This is a genomic window from Ignatzschineria sp. LJL83, assembly GCF_054871845.1.
The window spans coordinates 93,364-108,174 of sequence record NZ_JBTXLY010000006.1 but is presented as its reverse complement, the minus strand read 5'-3'; the positions used below and the strand labels follow the sequence as shown (position 1 = coordinate 108,174).

Here is a 14,811-nt window from a genome sequence, read left to right as displayed (position 1 = left end):
CTTTAAACGTAAATAAGATAGTGAGAGATTTTACATATTCTCTGACTATTATCTTGTCAGATTGCTTTATTCTCCACTGTTTATCTCGAAAAATCAAGAGATCCTCCCTAGCAAATTATCGTTTACCTATTTACGCTACCTCTTATAACCTTTTGTTTCAAAAACACTTTACTGATGAGTAATAATTTAATAGGGATTTATCACAAAAGTGGTTATAATTATCTCTTTGTTTATATTGAGAGATCAGAGCGCCATGCGCAATCAGATTAGCCTTGTGTTCAAAGTCATTGGTATATTTGTCACAAGCTTTAGCTTTACCTATTTAATTCCTATCATCATCTCTTTTATCTATGATGACGGACAAGCTCAATATTTTTTTCTCACTTTCTTAATTACTTTCATTCTCGGCTTAATGCTTTGGATTCCATTTCGAAACACCAATGGTAATCTTAAAACTCGGGATGGCTTTTTAATTGTGTCCCTCTTCTGGACGAGTCTTAGCTGTATCAGTTCATTACCACTGATTATCTCTCCGGCGGTCGAACTTCCCATTATTCATGCATTTTTTGAAGCGACATCGGGATTTACCACAACAGGAGCAACAGTTTTAACGAATCTTCAAGAGCTTCCCAAATCCATTTTGTGGTATCGAACTCAGCTCCACTTCTTTGGAGGAATGGGGATCGTTATTTTAGCTGTTGCTATCATGCCTCTCTTAGGAATGGGAGGTATGGCGCTCTTTAAAGTAGAAGTTTCAGGTCCCATTAAAGAAGATAAAATCACCCCTAGAATCGCACAAACGGCCAGAAATCTGTGGTCTGTATACCTACTTCTATTAGCTGCTTGTATCTCTGTCTATTTCATCGGTGGGATGGATCTTTTCGATGCCATTACCCATGGATTTACCACCGTCGCAACAGCTGGATTTTCAAACTATGATGATAGCTTAGGTCATTTTGATAGTCGATTTATTGATATTACCGCCATCATTTTTATGCTTCTAAGCTCTATTAACTTTACGACTCACTTTCTAGCCTTTAGACACAAAAGTCTTAAGCTCTATTTTGAAAGTACAGAATTAAGAGCTTTTTTAGCAATCTGTATTACTGCGATCGTTTTAGTCGCTTTTGGGTTATACCATTTCAATGTATTTGACTCTATTGGGCATATTATTTTAGAGGCAAGCTTTGCCGTTGTTTCGATGATTACAACCACCGGGCTTTCCATCTCTAACTTTAGTGAATGGCCAAGCTATATTCCGATTCTCATTATATTCATTACATTTATCGGGGGCTGTTCAGGCTCTACTGCTGGTGGTATGAAGGTGATTCGAATCATTCTTCTCACAAAACAAGCGATGCGAGAAGTAAAGCTCCTCATTCATCCGCACGGAAAGTTCCCTATTCGCCTTAATAAACGTGTCGTTCATAATGATATCTTGGGGAGCGTTTGGGCTTTTCTTGGTATCTATGCATTCTCAACCGCAATTTTAACATTAGTGATGACGGCTTTTGGGCTTGCTCCTTTAGATGCCTTTTCTGCAGTCGCCGCTTGTCTTAATATTACAGGTCCAGGTCTTGGTGCTGTTGCGAATAATTATGGAGAGCTTCCTTCAGGAGCCTTGTCTACGCTCATGTTTACCATGATTTTAGGTCGTTTAGAAATCTTCACTCTATTCGTCTTAATTACGCCAAGCTTTTGGCGAAACTAAATCACAGCTGTTTAGATTTCACCCCATAAAAGTAAAAATCAAGCTTCTTTACATTTAATTTACTTTACATTTCTTTATATTTACAAATGCAACGATATAATTTCAAATATCGTAAGTATTGTTATATCTAAATTATTATAATATATTATTTTGATAAGGATTTTATAATAAACAATACAAATTTTGCATATATCCACTCAATGCATTTGTTATAAAATTCAATATATTAAAATGTTTTATAAGATTTGATCGTAACGTATAAATATGCAAATTATTTTTCAATCATCTTCTTATCTTCAATCAAATTAAAGAGGCTCTACAATATGACACCCGCAAAAGTTTTATTTATTGATGATGATGCAGAATTACAAACACTTATCCCTGAAATTTTAAAATATGAAGGATTTGAAGTTAATGTAGGTAGCAACGGCATCGAATGCTTAGAATTTCTAGAGCATACAACACCAGATTTAATTATTCTCGATGTGATGATGCCTAAAATGAATGGCTGGGATACCTTAAAAGAGATCCGTAAAATGCACCCTAATCTACCTGTCATTATGCTGTCAGCAAAAGGTGATAGTATTGATCGTGTACTAGGTCTTGAGCTCGGCGCCGATGACTATATCTCAAAACCATTTGATGATAGAGAGCTTGTAGCAAGAATCAGAACAAGATTGCGACTTCAAAATCAAACTCCTGAGCCGGCACAAGCAGAACAAGATAAATCATCTCTTATTGAAACTCATGGATTATCTCTTAATCAGGCGCAGTTCCAAGCTAATTTCCAAGGCGAAACAATCAATCTTACAAGTACTGAATTTGCGATCTTGTACTATATGGCCGCTAGAAGCGGAGAGACGATTAGTCGCGATGAACTCAGTAAAAATGTGTTAGGCAAACGCCACCAAACATTTGACCGCGTCATTGATATGCACCTTAGTAACATTCGTAAAAAACTCCCACCTCGTGAAGATGGGCTTCCTTGGTTTAAAACGGTTCATGGATTAGGCTACCTTTTCTTAGAATAGTCATTCCACCCTTATAGAGAAAGTCCTCTGTCATTCATATTACACATGAACATATGACTTTCTCTATTAGTATTTTGCTTTATAGTGAGTTTCTATGAAAACACGCGTTCAATTATTTAACAGACTCAGTGTTCGAATCTTTATTACGATTTGGATCAGTATGGCTTTAATGATTTCTTTGACGCTTCTTATCCCAAGATTAGATCAACGTAGAATTCTACCGACTCCAGAAAAAGAGCAAAGTTTTTACGAAACTAGAGTGAATCACATGCTCTATAGTGTTCCTTCCAATCGTTTTAAAGATTACCAAGATGATACAGAACTTATCATTATTCCTAATAAAATTTCTGAACGATACAACGCAATTCATAAACTAAAAAATGAAGATACGATCAATTTTATTCTATCCACGTTAACCTCTAAAAAAATCTATCAGCAAGAATTTGGCGATCGTGAACTCATCGGCCCTATTCGCTTCTCTTATGATCCGAATGCTTACTATCTCGATGTCACAGCTCTGCCCCAATCTTATTATCTCAATAGATTTTATGATGCGCCGACACTTATTTTTATATTAATGCTTCTGATCAGCCTACCCTTTGCCGGAGTTTTAAGCTGGTCTTTATCGATCCCGATGAAAAACATCCGAAAAGCAACAGAACGCATCAGTAAAGGGGATTGGCAAGTTGATAAGTACTTAGAATCAAGAGGTCCGATTGAATATCGTTATCTTGCGAAAAGTCTTAATCATATGATTGAAACTCTTAATTCAGCACGTAATGAAAAAAATCGTCTCTTTGCCAATTTATCTCATGAACTAAGAACACCTCTTACTAGAATCAATCTTGCTAATAGCCTCATTCGTATTAAGAAAATTGAAGGCGTTGAGCAAGAAGTTCAGCGTATCAGCGATAACTTACTTTTAGTAGAAGATCGTATTCAAGCAATGTTAGCGCTGTCTAAACAGACAATTTTGAATCAAGATCTGATTAAATCGTTTGAATTAAGTGAGCTATTAACACCTATTTTGGAATCCTCAGCTTTTGAAGCTGTTGAAAACAATATAGAGCTGATCTTTAACGGCATTCCCAATGCCCACATTGAAGTCAATCCAGATCTTTTTCAAAGTGGATTAGAAAATATTATCCGTAATGCCATTCATTATGCGACTTCTAAAATTCAAATCACCATGGAAGTACGTGATCAAAATTTCTATATCAATATCCATGATGATGGCCCTGGAATTCTTGAAAAAGATTTACCACAAATTTTTGAGCCCTTCTATCGAGGTGATAGACCGGAGGACTTTGAGGATTATGGTGGATCAGGATTAGGCTTAGCTATCGTCAATCAGATGGTGCAATCTCATAAAGGTTCTGTTAAAGCTGAGAATTTAGATGGATTATCCATTACTATCATTATTCCGCTATCCCAAATCACTCAAGATTAGCGACATTAACAAGTATTAATCAATCTCATGCTTGAAAAGAATGACCATTCATTGTGGTCATTCTTTTTGATTTTCTAATACAGTCCAGATTCCCACTAAGGGCTTCGCTTGCCAGAAAGATGCACCATAAACCCGCTTATCTACAAACATTCTTGCCAATGTTCCATCTAGATAAAGCGCATTATCGCAAGATAAAATCTCTTTAAAATAACGTGCGAACTCATAAAAACTCACGCTATCTTCCGTCACAACGAAGATCACTTTTTTACCGTTATCTATTGCACAAACACCACTTCTAATTCGAGTACTTGTAGAATCTGGAATAAAATGCGGATTATATTCTCCATCAATCAAGAGCATTGGTCCTGATTGCGTAGCAGATTGAATCTCTTCATAATTACCCTGATATTTCTCATGAAATGCCATTGTGGCTTGAATTTCAGCCAGGTTTTGATCGGTAATATAAAACACCCCATTGGGTAACAGCGAAAAATTCCCTTTTCCTTCATTGGAGGTCACTAAATTCAGTGGTGCCAATACTTGCTTATCTTCAATATACAATCCAAGCGGTTTATAATCATCCGTATAAATGCCGGAATTCATCGCAAATAAGATACTCTGATTTTTCGCTTTTAATATTTTCTGAAAGTTATAAAAAGAACCATAACTTTTAGCCGTACTATCATCTACCCACTTTTGGATAAGCGTCACTTTCTCTAAATCTAAAGTCGCTTCCACATAACGATGCTCTTGAAACAGCTGTTGTTTGAGATTAATGCCCGAATCAACCTCCTTTGCCAAGAGTACATTCGTTGCAAAAAATAGACTTAATATCAAAGATGAAAGCAAAAAGAGCAATACCGCTTCTTTACGAAAACGATATTGCTCTTTTATATAAGATGTTGCTACAGACTGATCAAATGGCTTCTTCATCAAAATCTCTTAATCGTTGATTAAAAATCTATTATAACGATTATTTATCATGATGGGGAATCATTCACAGTGGATCTCGATGAGTTTATCCACACAATCAATGTTTAGATTTGTAACATTCTTAATAATTCTTTCATGAGTTTTGGATGTGCAATGACAATTTCACCGCTTGTTTCGATATCTTCTCCACCGCGGAAATCTGTTACTAAATAGCCCGCTTCTTTAGCGATGAGCTTCACAGATTTTGCCGTACAGATATCAAACCCTGATGCATAATATGCAGAATATTGCCCTTTTACTACTAATGCACTATCTTTTGCAAAGTCGCCTAATACGCGCACGGCTTTCGTACGGCGAAGTGCTTTTTCAAAACGCGCTAATTGATCTTCTTTCGGTGCAACGGCTGTTAAAACAAATGCATTTTCAACTTTACCATCGCTTTTACCAAGACGAATACGTTGCTCTTCATCTTCACATAAAACGCCAAGACCCACTGCTGATTCTGCAATGACTTTATCTGCAACGCCGTCATAAATAAGCGCAGATTGTAATTCACCATCCATTTCAAGCGCAATCGTTACAGAGAAATGTGGATTTCCAACACGGAAGTTATCTGCACCCGATAAACCGACATACCATGAGAAACGTGGACTATTCACAATACCGGAATGATAGTTCGCATAGAATGAGTGATCAGGATAGAGTTTTAGGAGATTTTCAATGATTTCTCCTTCGATTTTTTGATAAAACTGCACAAATAACTCATCGTCAGCACGTTGTTCTGGACTTAAACGATCTAATCGATAATAAATTGAACGAATCGTACGACCAGATTCGATCGCAACTTGCTTTGCAACTTGGGTAAATACACTCATGGATGTCTCTTAGTTGTTAAAGATATAAGGATAACGAATCATCGTTACCACAGAAAAACGGCACTGCTTTACATCAGCAATACATAATAAGGCGTTATTGTAACGCATCTCACTCTAAAAACGTATTCAAAATTTACGAATATAGAAAATTGATCGAGCATCATCTTCCCAATCCTCTTCAAACCAGCTTCTAAATGATCTTTTAGAGCGATCTTCTTTCTACGTTCTTCTCCGGCTTTTTTTGCTGCCTTTTTAATAGTTTTGAACTTGTTTAAGTTTCTTGGAAATGCTTCCTCACGAATTTCATTGGAGCTTCATTGGTGAGCGACATTAGTAAGCTCATTAGGAATTCGCCTCTGTTATCCCTGCCAAATCCTTTTCCAAATCTTTCTCTAAAACCTCAGAAGTTTTAACATCCTCTTTCGGTGCTTTGTTCTGAGGATTCTTCATCGGAAATGCGAGCACAAACCAAACGCCTAATAAACCCGCACCTAACAGTAATCCCGGCGTTACCGACAAATTGCCAGTAAAAATATCCGAATAACCATAGACTAAGCTCGCTACGATTCCACCCACAGAAGCGCCTAAAAATTGGCTTGAGGAGAAGAATCCCATCACCATTCCGCGATTATGCTCCGGCGCTAAACGGCTCATTAAAGAGGGTTGAATGGCTTCCATGGAGTTAAATCCTAAAAAGAATAATGTCATCAGAAGCATTAAGCTCCAAAATCCCGATACAAATACGAGCGCAATCATCGCCGTAATCAATATGCCAATGGAGATCAAGAAGAACACTCTAAACTGCCTAAAACGCTCTGTTATGCCTACACATGGGAACATCAAAAGAGTCGCAATTAAGAAGCTTGGCACATAAACTTTCCAAGACTCTTTCGGCATATATCCTTCTGCTTCTAAAATCCACGGGAAGATGGTAAATCCGAGCGTTAAGATTAAATGCAACATAAAAGCGCCGAGATATAAGCGATTAATATCGTTATTTGCACATGCTTCTTTCATGGATGCCAATAACGGCATTCGGTTCTCTTTGTTTGCTTTATGTTGCTCACTTTTTGGGAGTTGCATGAGGGTGACATAAATGCCGGCAACACCTAGAATTGCACACAATAGGAAGATTCCCATTCCACCAAAAAAACCATAAATCACCGGCGATATAAAGATCGCGAGACCAAAGGTTAAACCGATACTAATACCAATCAGCGCCATGGTTTTTCCGCGAATCTCTTCTCTGACAACATCACTAGTAAACGCTAAAACAACGGCCGAAATAGCGCCGGCGCCTTGAATTACTCTTCCTAAAATTGCGATATAAATGGAATCGGTAAATGCGATCAGTAAACTTCCCAGGACAAAGAGAATCATGCCGATCACAATCGTGATTTTTCGCCCGAAATAATCCGACAGTGAGCCAAAGAGCGGTTGTAAAATAATCTGCGTTAATGCGTAACTACTAATGAATAGGCCAGCAAGTAACGGCGTTGATCCGCTCAATTCTTTCGTATAGAGAGAATAGATTGGCAAAATGATAAAAATCCCGAGCATTCGAATAGAGAAAAGCCCAGCTAAACGTGCGCCTAATCCTAAATCTGCTTTCGACATCTTATGTGCCGGCGATTTTGTGTCATTTGCCTGATTCTTTGTTACTGTTTCTTCAGCTTGACTCATACTTTCCTGCATGATCATTACCCTTCATTTTTTAATGCTAATAATTCTTGATAAAGCTCGTTTTTGCTTCTGCCAGTCACTTTATGGAGAATGCCGGAAATCTGTTTTAAAGGCAGATTTTCCGCCATTAAAATCTGCAATAATTGCTCGCTCTCAATGCCGGCAGATTCCTCTTCCTTCTTCGGAACGCCGGAAGTGACCACCACAAATTCTCCACGCACTTCATCCGCATGATCCACATAATATTGATGCAGTTCTTTTGCCGTACCATAACGATAATCTTCAAATCGCTTTGTCATTTCTCGTCCGACAAAAATATTTCTTGCTTCGCCAAAGATCTCTTGAAGATCTTCAAGCATCGCGACAATTCGATGACTCGATTCATAAAAAACTTGCGTATGCGTCACTTGGCTTAGTGCCGTAAGTTCTGTTCTTCTCTGCCCTTTTTTAGAAGGCATAAAACCGATAAAGGTAAAACGATCGGTCGGAATGCCGGCAACAGAAAGCGCCGTAATAATAGCGCTTACGCCGGGAATCGGCACCACAGTAAAATTCTGCTCACGAAGCGAGCGAACAACGGTAAACCCAGGATCAGAAATTAACGGTGTTCCGGCATCTGAAATAATCGCCACAGATTCACCGGCTTCAAGATGACTTTTAATTCTCTCAACACGGCTCATTTCATTATGTTCATGCAGAGAAATTAGCGGACATTGAATCCCAAAATGCACCAAAAGCCTTGAAGAAACTCTCGTATCTTCGGCAAAAATGGCACTTACAGATCCCAAAACTTCCACCGCTCTCGGCGTCATATCTTGGAGATTTCCTATGGGGGTAGCTACTACATAACAGGTTGACATCAATCCACTCTTCATTCATCTTGAAAGCAGTCAGTATAACAAGAGAAGCGAAAAATGACGAACCACAAAATCATCGGTAATGCCGGCGAAACCATTGCGCAAAACTATCTACAACAGCAAGGTTGCACGATTATCCAACGAAATTATCATTCTCGTTTTGGCGAGATCGATATTATTGCCGAAAGCGATGATTCCCTTCTCTTTATTGAAGTAAAATACCGAAAAAATGAGCGCTTCGCATTAGCAACAGAATCAATTACACCTTCAAAGCAACAAAAGATGCGTTTAACCATCGAAACCTATCTTCAAAAATTTCCCACAAATAAACCTTTACGAATCGATCTCATCACCATTATCGGACAAGAACCTTTTCAGATTACTTGGCTCAAAAATATTTTCTGATTTTTGGTTCCGGATTTCTAAGTTTCTGAATTTATAAGCATTCAATAGTTATCAGAAAAAGTTGATTCTTTCACTGCGGGCGAGCGATTTTGATAAGCACGAAAACATTCCCTCCCGCTACAAATCAGCTTATGTTGATATGATTCTAGCTTACGGACACAAACGAAAAATATTGCCGGCATTAAAAAAGGAGAATATCGCATTCTCCTTTTCTGAATCATTTCACAGCTCTGATTTTTATATCTCTTTTCATATCAGTTTTTACACTAATAACGATGCTTTAATCGCTTCAAAATCTCGCTTCAAACGAATGTTTGTCTCTAACTCTGCTGAGATTTTATCAAACGCATGCATCACCGTTGAGTGATCTCGTGAGAACTCACGGCCAATCTCCGGCAAACTGTGATCTGTTAAAACACGAGAAATATACATCGCTAATTGTCGAGGTTTTACGATATTCGCCTTTCGAGATTTCCCCAAAATTTCCGACATATCCAAATCAAAGTAGCTCGCAACTGTACGCTGAATATTTGAAAGGGTGATTTGTCGATCTTGAATTTCTACTAAGTGACGAAGCGCTTCTTGAGCGATATCAAGCGTTAACGGCATTCCTTTAAAAGATGCCATTGCATTTACCTGTTTCAACGCACCTTCAAGCTCACGAACGTTTGCACGAACGGTTTCGCCAATGAAGAACTTCGTATCTTTCGGTAATTCTACGCCCCAACTTTCCGCTTTTTGCTCTAAAATCGCAACGCGGTGCTCAAAATCAGGTGGTTTAATATCCACTGTTAATCCTGAAGCAAAACGAGATTTTAAGCGCTCTTCCATCGCTTCAAGCTCTTTTGGATATCTATCACAGGTTAAAATTACCTGATGTCCACCATCAAGAAGCGTATTAAACGTGTGGAAGAACACTTCTTGCGATCCACCTTTTCCTGATAATAACTGAATATCATCAATCAAAAGCGCATCTAATGTACGGTAAAAGTGACGTAATTCATTGATTGTATTATTTCGCATGCTACGAACAATATCTTCGATAAAGCCATCACAATGCTGATAAATCAAACGGGCATCAGGATATTGCTCCTTAATAGCATTCCCAACGGCATGCATTAAGTGCGTTTTTCCAAGCCCTGTATTTCCGTAAATAAAGAGCGGATTGTGAGATGTTCCAGGATTTTTAGAAACCTGTGCACATGCGGCAAGCGCAAACTGATTCGATTTACCTTCTACAAAATTTTCAAAGCTGAAATCAGGGTTCAAGTTACTCGTTTCAATCGATTGCTCACGAATGGAATCTTTCGTAACGGTTCTTGCTCGCCCTGTTTTTTTGGTGGCTCGTTTAATCTGTTTTTTGACTTGGTGATCTTCATATTCAGATTCTGTACCAAGCCCGTAACGCACTTCGAGATCTAAATCGCTCTCATCAATAATGGTATTTTCTAATAAGGTTTTGAATTTAGTTTGAACGCCACGAAGAACAATCTCATTTGCCGCCAAGACCATCACATGATCTTCTTTGAAAACTACTTCAAGGGGCGAAATCCACATACTAAATTCCTCCTCCGACATCTCGGAAGCAAGAATTTCTAGGCAATTTTCCCAACTAAATTTCATCATAAATATAAGACTCTAAATTCTAAAAATCGGTAAAGGTTCTGACTTCGAAGAAAATTCAAAAGCTATAAAACATAACTCCGTGAATTTATACTCCAAAAATCATCGCAGTTAAAAGGAAATCCGCTACTAGAATTAGTAACGAAGAGATCACTACTGTATCGGTTGTTGAACGGGCAATTCCACTCGCCGTCGCTCTTCCCTTTAATCCGATATAAAGCGCAACAAGGTTCGATATTATACCGAAAACAAAACTTTTTAAAACTACTCCAAGCCCAATATCGATTCCAAAATCGACACCTGACTTCATTTGCGACCAATAAGCACCACCATCAACCCCTAAAGAGATCGTCGCAACGCCATATCCGCCAATAATTCCAACGGCACTAAAAAGCAATCCAAGAATCGGAACAGCAATCACGCCCGCCCAAAAACGGGGCGTTAAAATATATTGTACAGGGTTAATTGCCATGAGTTCATAGCTTGCCCACTGCTCTGTTGCCCGCATTAAACCGATCTCGGCAGTTAATGAAGAGCTTGCTCTTCCTGTGTAAAGAAGCGCTGTTAATACTGAGCTTAATTCTCTAAATAGTGCTAAAGCAACAATGGTTCCCACAGAAGCTTCTGCCCCGAAGTTAATCAGATTCACATACGCTTGGAAACAGAGCACCATTCCGACAAATAATCCAGAAAGGAGGATAATCGGTAACGATAAAATTCCTAATTGATAAATTTGGCGCACTAATAGGAAGGGTTTTTTGAAAATATACCAAGAGTTAAGAAGAATATTTACCAATAATCTCGCAACTTCTCCCACATGCATGAGTATTTCACGAGTTTTCTCTCCCGTTGCAACAATCACATTACTCAAAACAAAACCTCCTCTAATGGTTTAGTCGGAATATGAAATGGCACCGGTCCATCAGCATTTCCATTAATAAATTGCTGCACCCATTCATCTTCATGATGACGTATCTCTTCCGGCGTACCTTGAGCAATAATGCGCCCTTCCCCCAAAATACAGATGTTGTCTGAAATCGATAAAACTTCTTCCACATCGTGGGAAATAATCACACTTGTTATATTGAGCGCTTTATTCAAGTTTTGAATTAAACGAATCAAAACACCCATGGAAATAGGATCTTGTCCTGTGAAAGGCTCATCATACAGAAGAAGCTCAGGATCTAATGCAATCGCTCTTGCAAGCGCCGCTCTTCTTGCCTGTCCGCCGGATAACTGTGATGGATAGTAATCCTTCAGCGCTCTTAAACCCACCGATTGAAGCTTAATTAATACGAGCGTATTAATCATCGATTCATCAAGCTTTGTATGTTCTCTTAGAGCAAAAGCGACATTATCGTAAACGGTCATATCGGTAAACAGCGCGCCTGATTGGAACAGAACGCCCATCTTTGTACGAATCTCATAAAGTTTCTTCGTAGAGATTGCGCCAACATCTGCGCCCATCAATTCTACATTCCCAGATTGAGGAATAATTTGCCCGCTTAATAAGCGTAAAAGCGTTGTTTTACCAGAACCTGAAGGACCTAAAATCGTTGTGATTTTTCCTGCAGGAATTTTTAATGATAAATCCTTAAAAATTGTCCGCTCACCAAAAGATAAATGAATATCTTCTAATTTAATTATGCTTTCCCGCATGAATACTTATCCTCTAATCCTTGTATCCCTTCAATTGTAGGGCTCTTTTAGCGATATTAGTTATCCGCTTTTTTTAATAATCTAAACTTACCACTTATAAAGTCTTGCGGGTTTTCTTGCAGAAATACTCACAAAAATTCCTACAAGCGCTAAAAACACCGTGAAAATAGCAGTTAACATCGGAATACTAAGCCCCATAAATGTCCACTCTATAACGCTACAATCCCCGCCTCTCATCAGAATATCTTTCACAATTTGATAATCAAATACTTCCGTAATCGCTAAGGTCGTTTGTGTACAACCCAAGCTATCGTTATCGGGATTTAACTGAAGTAAGGCATGCTTTCCTGAAAAATAGAGCCCTAAAGCGCCGACCGCTAAAATTAGTATTGTGGAGATTGATGAAAAAAATCGAGAGCCTTGCCCGACAAAAATGGCACTCAACCAGAAGACAATCGTAAACAATACCATGACCCCACGCTGTAACATGCAATATGGGCATGGTTCTAATAATTGAATATCTTCTAAATAAAACTTCGCAAAAGCTAATGCTATGAGAGGCAAAAAGCCTAAGATAAAAAACAATCGACGTGGAGACATCTTCAGCACCCTTTTCACGGTTATAAGGATTAAATATCTTATCATGTTTTGTGGATAACTTCTTCAGATAAATCAGTTGTTATTGCCCTTTCAAAAAAGACATTAACTAAATGATCTATAACTATTTAGCCTGCCTTATTTTCACATCCCACATGATAAAATTTGATATCCCTCACGGCTTATCCACAAGTTATCCCAAGAATTAAAAAAGCCCGCATCGTTTAATGCAGGCTTTTCAAATATGGCGTCCCTACGGGGATTCGAACCCCGGTTGCCGCCGTGAAAGGGCAGTGTCCTAGGCCTCTAGACGATAGGGACTTAATGGTGGAGCTAGTCGGAATCGAACCGACGACCTCTTGCATGCCATGCAAGCGCTCTACCAACTGAGCTATAGCCCCAGACATGTTGTCTGAGGAGTTGTATAATAGAAAACTTCCATTTTTTTGTCAATCAATCATTTGCTTAATTTCAATACAAATTACACACAAAATTTTAATATTGGAAATACCGGCATTACCCTAAAAAACAACCATTTGTTATTTCACTCTAACTAATTGTAATTGCCTATTTTCAGGTTCGTAAGTCGAAAGACAAATATTCTATTAACTTCCTGATTTTATGTATCTACAACCGTAATTTCTATCTAATTTCTGAAAATCTATAAATCTACAAAGAAATTAATGCGGCAATAAAAAAGGAGAGATTCTAATATCTCTCCTTAAACAATAAGATTCATGCATCGAACTAATTTAATCTTGCTTTCTCTTTTTGTTCTTCAATTTCTTTACAATCGATGCAAAGTTCAGCTGTTGGACGCGCTTCTAAACGTCTTACTCCAATTTCGATTCCACAAGTATCGCAAAAACCGTAATCGTCTAAACCTAATCTACGAAGTGTCTTTTCAATTTTTGATAAAAGTTTTCTTTCACGATCCCTTGTTCTTAATTCAAGAGAGAACCCTTCTTCTTGAGTGGCTCTATCATTCGGATCTGGAAGGTTAAACGCTTCATCTTGCATATTGTTTACAGTTTTTTCACCTTCTTGAACTAATGCTTCACGCCAGCCTTCAAGTATAAACTTAAAGTGCTCACGTTGGGCTTCATTCATATACTCTTCGCCCTCTTTCATCTCATAAGGTTTGAAAGCACTAAACTCTTGATTACTCATTAAAATCCCCTCTCTGTTCTTCTTTTATCTCAAAATAAGAACTAGATGCCATACCAATAAAATATTACATTGATAGAATGTAAGCTCTTAATAAACATTAATGCTTACCATTTAATTTATTAAATAATATTTTTATACATTATTCAGTTAATCTAAAGATAGATTAGATTACATAATTTACCTATAAGAATAAAAAAATACAACCCCTTGCGCGCCTGTTTAATGCGCTTATTAGCACTTCTTAACAGATTCAAAGAGTTATATTATTAATTTTCTCATTAATTATAGGAGCAGAATATTACATTAACATTTCACAAAAAGATACTAATCATTAAAACAACATTCAAAACAATGAGCTAAGTCTACAATTCTTTATATTCTCCCTCATAAAGCTTTCCTTTCTTTTCTCCACTTTTAATATCATTGACATTTTGAGCTTCCGAAAAGGGGGATTGGGATGCTTGATTGTTCGCTTTATTCAGCTCTTCTTTAAATTGTTTACGAATTTTACGTGTTTTCCACCAGAAAAAGATTCCTAATACTGCTGTAATACCTAATCCGATCACTAAAATGGCTAATCCAAAGAAGGCTAGTAAGATTAAAGCCCCAATGCCGATAATGACCGCTAAAATTCGTTGCAATAACGATGCTGGTTTTCCATTGATATATAATTGTCTGCTCATCTATTTCTCCTACAATACTAAGATGATGGATTATCATTCTTAAGTCAGTATGTGAGTATTTCAAAATACTTCCTAAATTAGAAAGTGATTTTCTTAAAACTTTCTTAAGGATTTCTTAAAGCATCGATTATTCC

14 protein-coding genes and 2 tRNA genes are annotated in these 14,811 nt (G+C 37.8%); 4 read left to right on the top strand and 12 right to left on the bottom strand.

Features of this window, described 5'->3' with window-relative positions:
- The first annotated feature begins 253 nt into the window (after positions 1 to 253).
- From ACYSN2_RS05470 to ACYSN2_RS05460, 3 genes are all read left to right on the top strand, one after another.
- Positions 254 to 1,711, top strand: coding sequence for a potassium transporter TrkG (locus ACYSN2_RS05470; protein ID WP_461749246.1), 1,458 nt, complete (start codon positions 254 to 256; stop codon positions 1,709 to 1,711).
- A gap of 323 nt (positions 1,712 to 2,034) precedes the next feature.
- Positions 2,035 to 2,742, top strand: coding sequence for a response regulator (locus ACYSN2_RS05465; protein ID WP_461749245.1), 708 nt, complete (start codon positions 2,035 to 2,037; stop codon positions 2,740 to 2,742).
- A 94-nt stretch (positions 2,743 to 2,836) separates the two neighbouring features.
- Positions 2,837 to 4,192 (top strand): ATP-binding protein, encoded by a 1,356-nt coding sequence (locus ACYSN2_RS05460; RefSeq protein WP_461749244.1) that lies wholly within the window; start codon positions 2,837 to 2,839, stop codon positions 4,190 to 4,192.
- 57 nt (positions 4,193 to 4,249) lie between these two features.
- On the opposite strand, the gene ACYSN2_RS05455 is transcribed toward ACYSN2_RS05460, so the two are convergent.
- From ACYSN2_RS05455 to rsmI, 4 genes are all read right to left on the bottom strand, one after another.
- Positions 4,250 to 5,125: a phosphodiester glycosidase family protein gene (locus ACYSN2_RS05455; protein WP_461749243.1), complete on the bottom strand. Its 876-nt coding sequence runs from the start codon at positions 5,123 to 5,125 to the stop codon at positions 4,250 to 4,252.
- 104 nt (positions 5,126 to 5,229) lie between these two features.
- Positions 5,230 to 6,000 (bottom strand): inositol monophosphatase family protein, encoded by a 771-nt coding sequence (locus tag ACYSN2_RS05450; protein WP_461749242.1) that lies wholly within the window; start codon positions 5,998 to 6,000, stop codon positions 5,230 to 5,232.
- A 342-nt stretch (positions 6,001 to 6,342) separates the two neighbouring features.
- The gene (locus ACYSN2_RS05445) at positions 6,343 to 7,695 is read right to left on the bottom strand and encodes an MFS transporter (protein ID WP_461749241.1); all 1,353 of its coding nucleotides are present in this window, start codon (positions 7,693 to 7,695) and stop codon (positions 6,343 to 6,345) included.
- Between the two features lie 5 nt (positions 7,696 to 7,700).
- Entirely contained in the window at positions 7,701 to 8,543 is an 843-nt protein-coding gene (gene rsmI, locus ACYSN2_RS05440; protein ID WP_461749240.1) for a 16S rRNA (cytidine(1402)-2'-O)-methyltransferase, read from the bottom strand.
- Positions 8,544 to 8,597: 54 nt separating this feature from the next.
- Here rsmI and ACYSN2_RS05435 point away from each other — a divergent pair, with 54 nt between their 5' ends.
- Positions 8,598 to 8,945: a YraN family protein gene (locus ACYSN2_RS05435; RefSeq protein ID WP_461749239.1), complete on the top strand. Its 348-nt coding sequence runs from the start codon at positions 8,598 to 8,600 to the stop codon at positions 8,943 to 8,945.
- Between the two features lie 261 nt (positions 8,946 to 9,206).
- Here ACYSN2_RS05435 and dnaA read toward each other — a convergent pair whose 3' ends face one another.
- From dnaA to ACYSN2_RS05395, 8 genes are all read right to left on the bottom strand, one after another.
- Positions 9,207 to 10,568: a chromosomal replication initiator protein DnaA gene (dnaA, locus tag ACYSN2_RS05430; protein ID WP_461749277.1), complete on the bottom strand. Its 1,362-nt coding sequence runs from the start codon at positions 10,566 to 10,568 to the stop codon at positions 9,207 to 9,209.
- 88 nt (positions 10,569 to 10,656) lie between these two features.
- Entirely contained in the window at positions 10,657 to 11,391 is a 735-nt protein-coding gene (locus ACYSN2_RS05425) for an MlaE family lipid ABC transporter permease subunit (protein ID WP_461749276.1), read from the bottom strand.
- 44 nt (positions 11,392 to 11,435) lie between these two features.
- A complete protein-coding gene (locus ACYSN2_RS05420; protein ID WP_461749238.1) occupies positions 11,436 to 12,227 on the bottom strand; it encodes an ABC transporter ATP-binding protein in 792 nt (263 codons plus the stop codon).
- A gap of 87 nt (positions 12,228 to 12,314) precedes the next feature.
- Entirely contained in the window at positions 12,315 to 12,827 is a 513-nt protein-coding gene (locus ACYSN2_RS05415) for a disulfide bond formation protein B (RefSeq protein ID WP_461749237.1), read from the bottom strand.
- Between the two features lie 242 nt (positions 12,828 to 13,069).
- Positions 13,070 to 13,145, bottom strand: a tRNA-Glu gene (locus tag ACYSN2_RS05410).
- A gap of 4 nt (positions 13,146 to 13,149) precedes the next feature.
- Positions 13,150 to 13,225: transfer RNA gene (locus ACYSN2_RS05405), tRNA-Ala, on the bottom strand.
- A 346-nt stretch (positions 13,226 to 13,571) separates the two neighbouring features.
- Positions 13,572 to 13,994 (bottom strand): RNA polymerase-binding protein DksA, encoded by a 423-nt coding sequence (dksA, locus tag ACYSN2_RS05400; RefSeq protein ID WP_461749236.1) that lies wholly within the window; start codon positions 13,992 to 13,994, stop codon positions 13,572 to 13,574.
- A 362-nt stretch (positions 13,995 to 14,356) separates the two neighbouring features.
- Positions 14,357 to 14,677 carry a hypothetical protein gene (locus ACYSN2_RS05395; protein ID WP_461749235.1) on the bottom strand — a complete coding sequence of 107 codons (321 nt, stop codon included), beginning with the start codon at positions 14,675 to 14,677 and terminating at the stop codon, positions 14,357 to 14,359.
- Positions 14,678 to 14,811: the final 134 nt, after the last annotated feature.

Bases quoted from the DNA above. Each gene is read 5' to 3' on its own strand.
- ACYSN2_RS05470 (WP_461749246.1), top strand. From the start codon at position 254: ATGCGCAATCAGATTAGCCTTGTGTTCAAAGTCATTGGTATATTTGTC.
- ACYSN2_RS05465 (WP_461749245.1), top strand. From the start codon at position 2,035: ATGACACCCGCAAAAGTTTTATTTATTGATGATGATGCAGAATTACAA.
- ACYSN2_RS05460 (WP_461749244.1), top strand. From the start codon at position 2,837: ATGAAAACACGCGTTCAATTATTTAACAGACTCAGTGTTCGAATCTTT.
- ACYSN2_RS05455 (WP_461749243.1), bottom strand. From the start codon at position 5,125: ATGAAGAAGCCATTTGATCAGTCTGTAGCAACATCTTATATAAAAGAG.
- ACYSN2_RS05450 (WP_461749242.1), bottom strand. From the start codon at position 6,000: ATGAGTGTATTTACCCAAGTTGCAAAGCAAGTTGCGATCGAATCTGGT.
- ACYSN2_RS05445 (WP_461749241.1), bottom strand. From the start codon at position 7,695: ATGCAGGAAAGTATGAGTCAAGCTGAAGAAACAGTAACAAAGAATCAG.
- rsmI (WP_461749240.1), bottom strand. From the start codon at position 8,543: ATGTCAACCTGTTATGTAGTAGCTACCCCCATAGGAAATCTCCAAGAT.
- ACYSN2_RS05435 (WP_461749239.1), top strand. From the start codon at position 8,598: ATGACGAACCACAAAATCATCGGTAATGCCGGCGAAACCATTGCGCAA.
- dnaA (WP_461749277.1), bottom strand. From the start codon at position 10,568: ATGAAATTTAGTTGGGAAAATTGCCTAGAAATTCTTGCTTCCGAGATG.
- ACYSN2_RS05425 (WP_461749276.1), bottom strand. From the start codon at position 11,391: ATGCATGTGGGAGAAGTTGCGAGATTATTGGTAAATATTCTTCTTAAC.
- ACYSN2_RS05420 (WP_461749238.1), bottom strand. From the start codon at position 12,227: ATGCGGGAAAGCATAATTAAATTAGAAGATATTCATTTATCTTTTGGT.
- ACYSN2_RS05415 (WP_461749237.1), bottom strand. From the start codon at position 12,827: ATGTCTCCACGTCGATTGTTTTTTATCTTAGGCTTTTTGCCTCTCATA.
- dksA (WP_461749236.1), bottom strand. From the start codon at position 13,994: ATGAGTAATCAAGAGTTTAGTGCTTTCAAACCTTATGAGATGAAAGAG.
- ACYSN2_RS05395 (WP_461749235.1), bottom strand. From the start codon at position 14,677: ATGAGCAGACAATTATATATCAATGGAAAACCAGCATCGTTATTGCAA.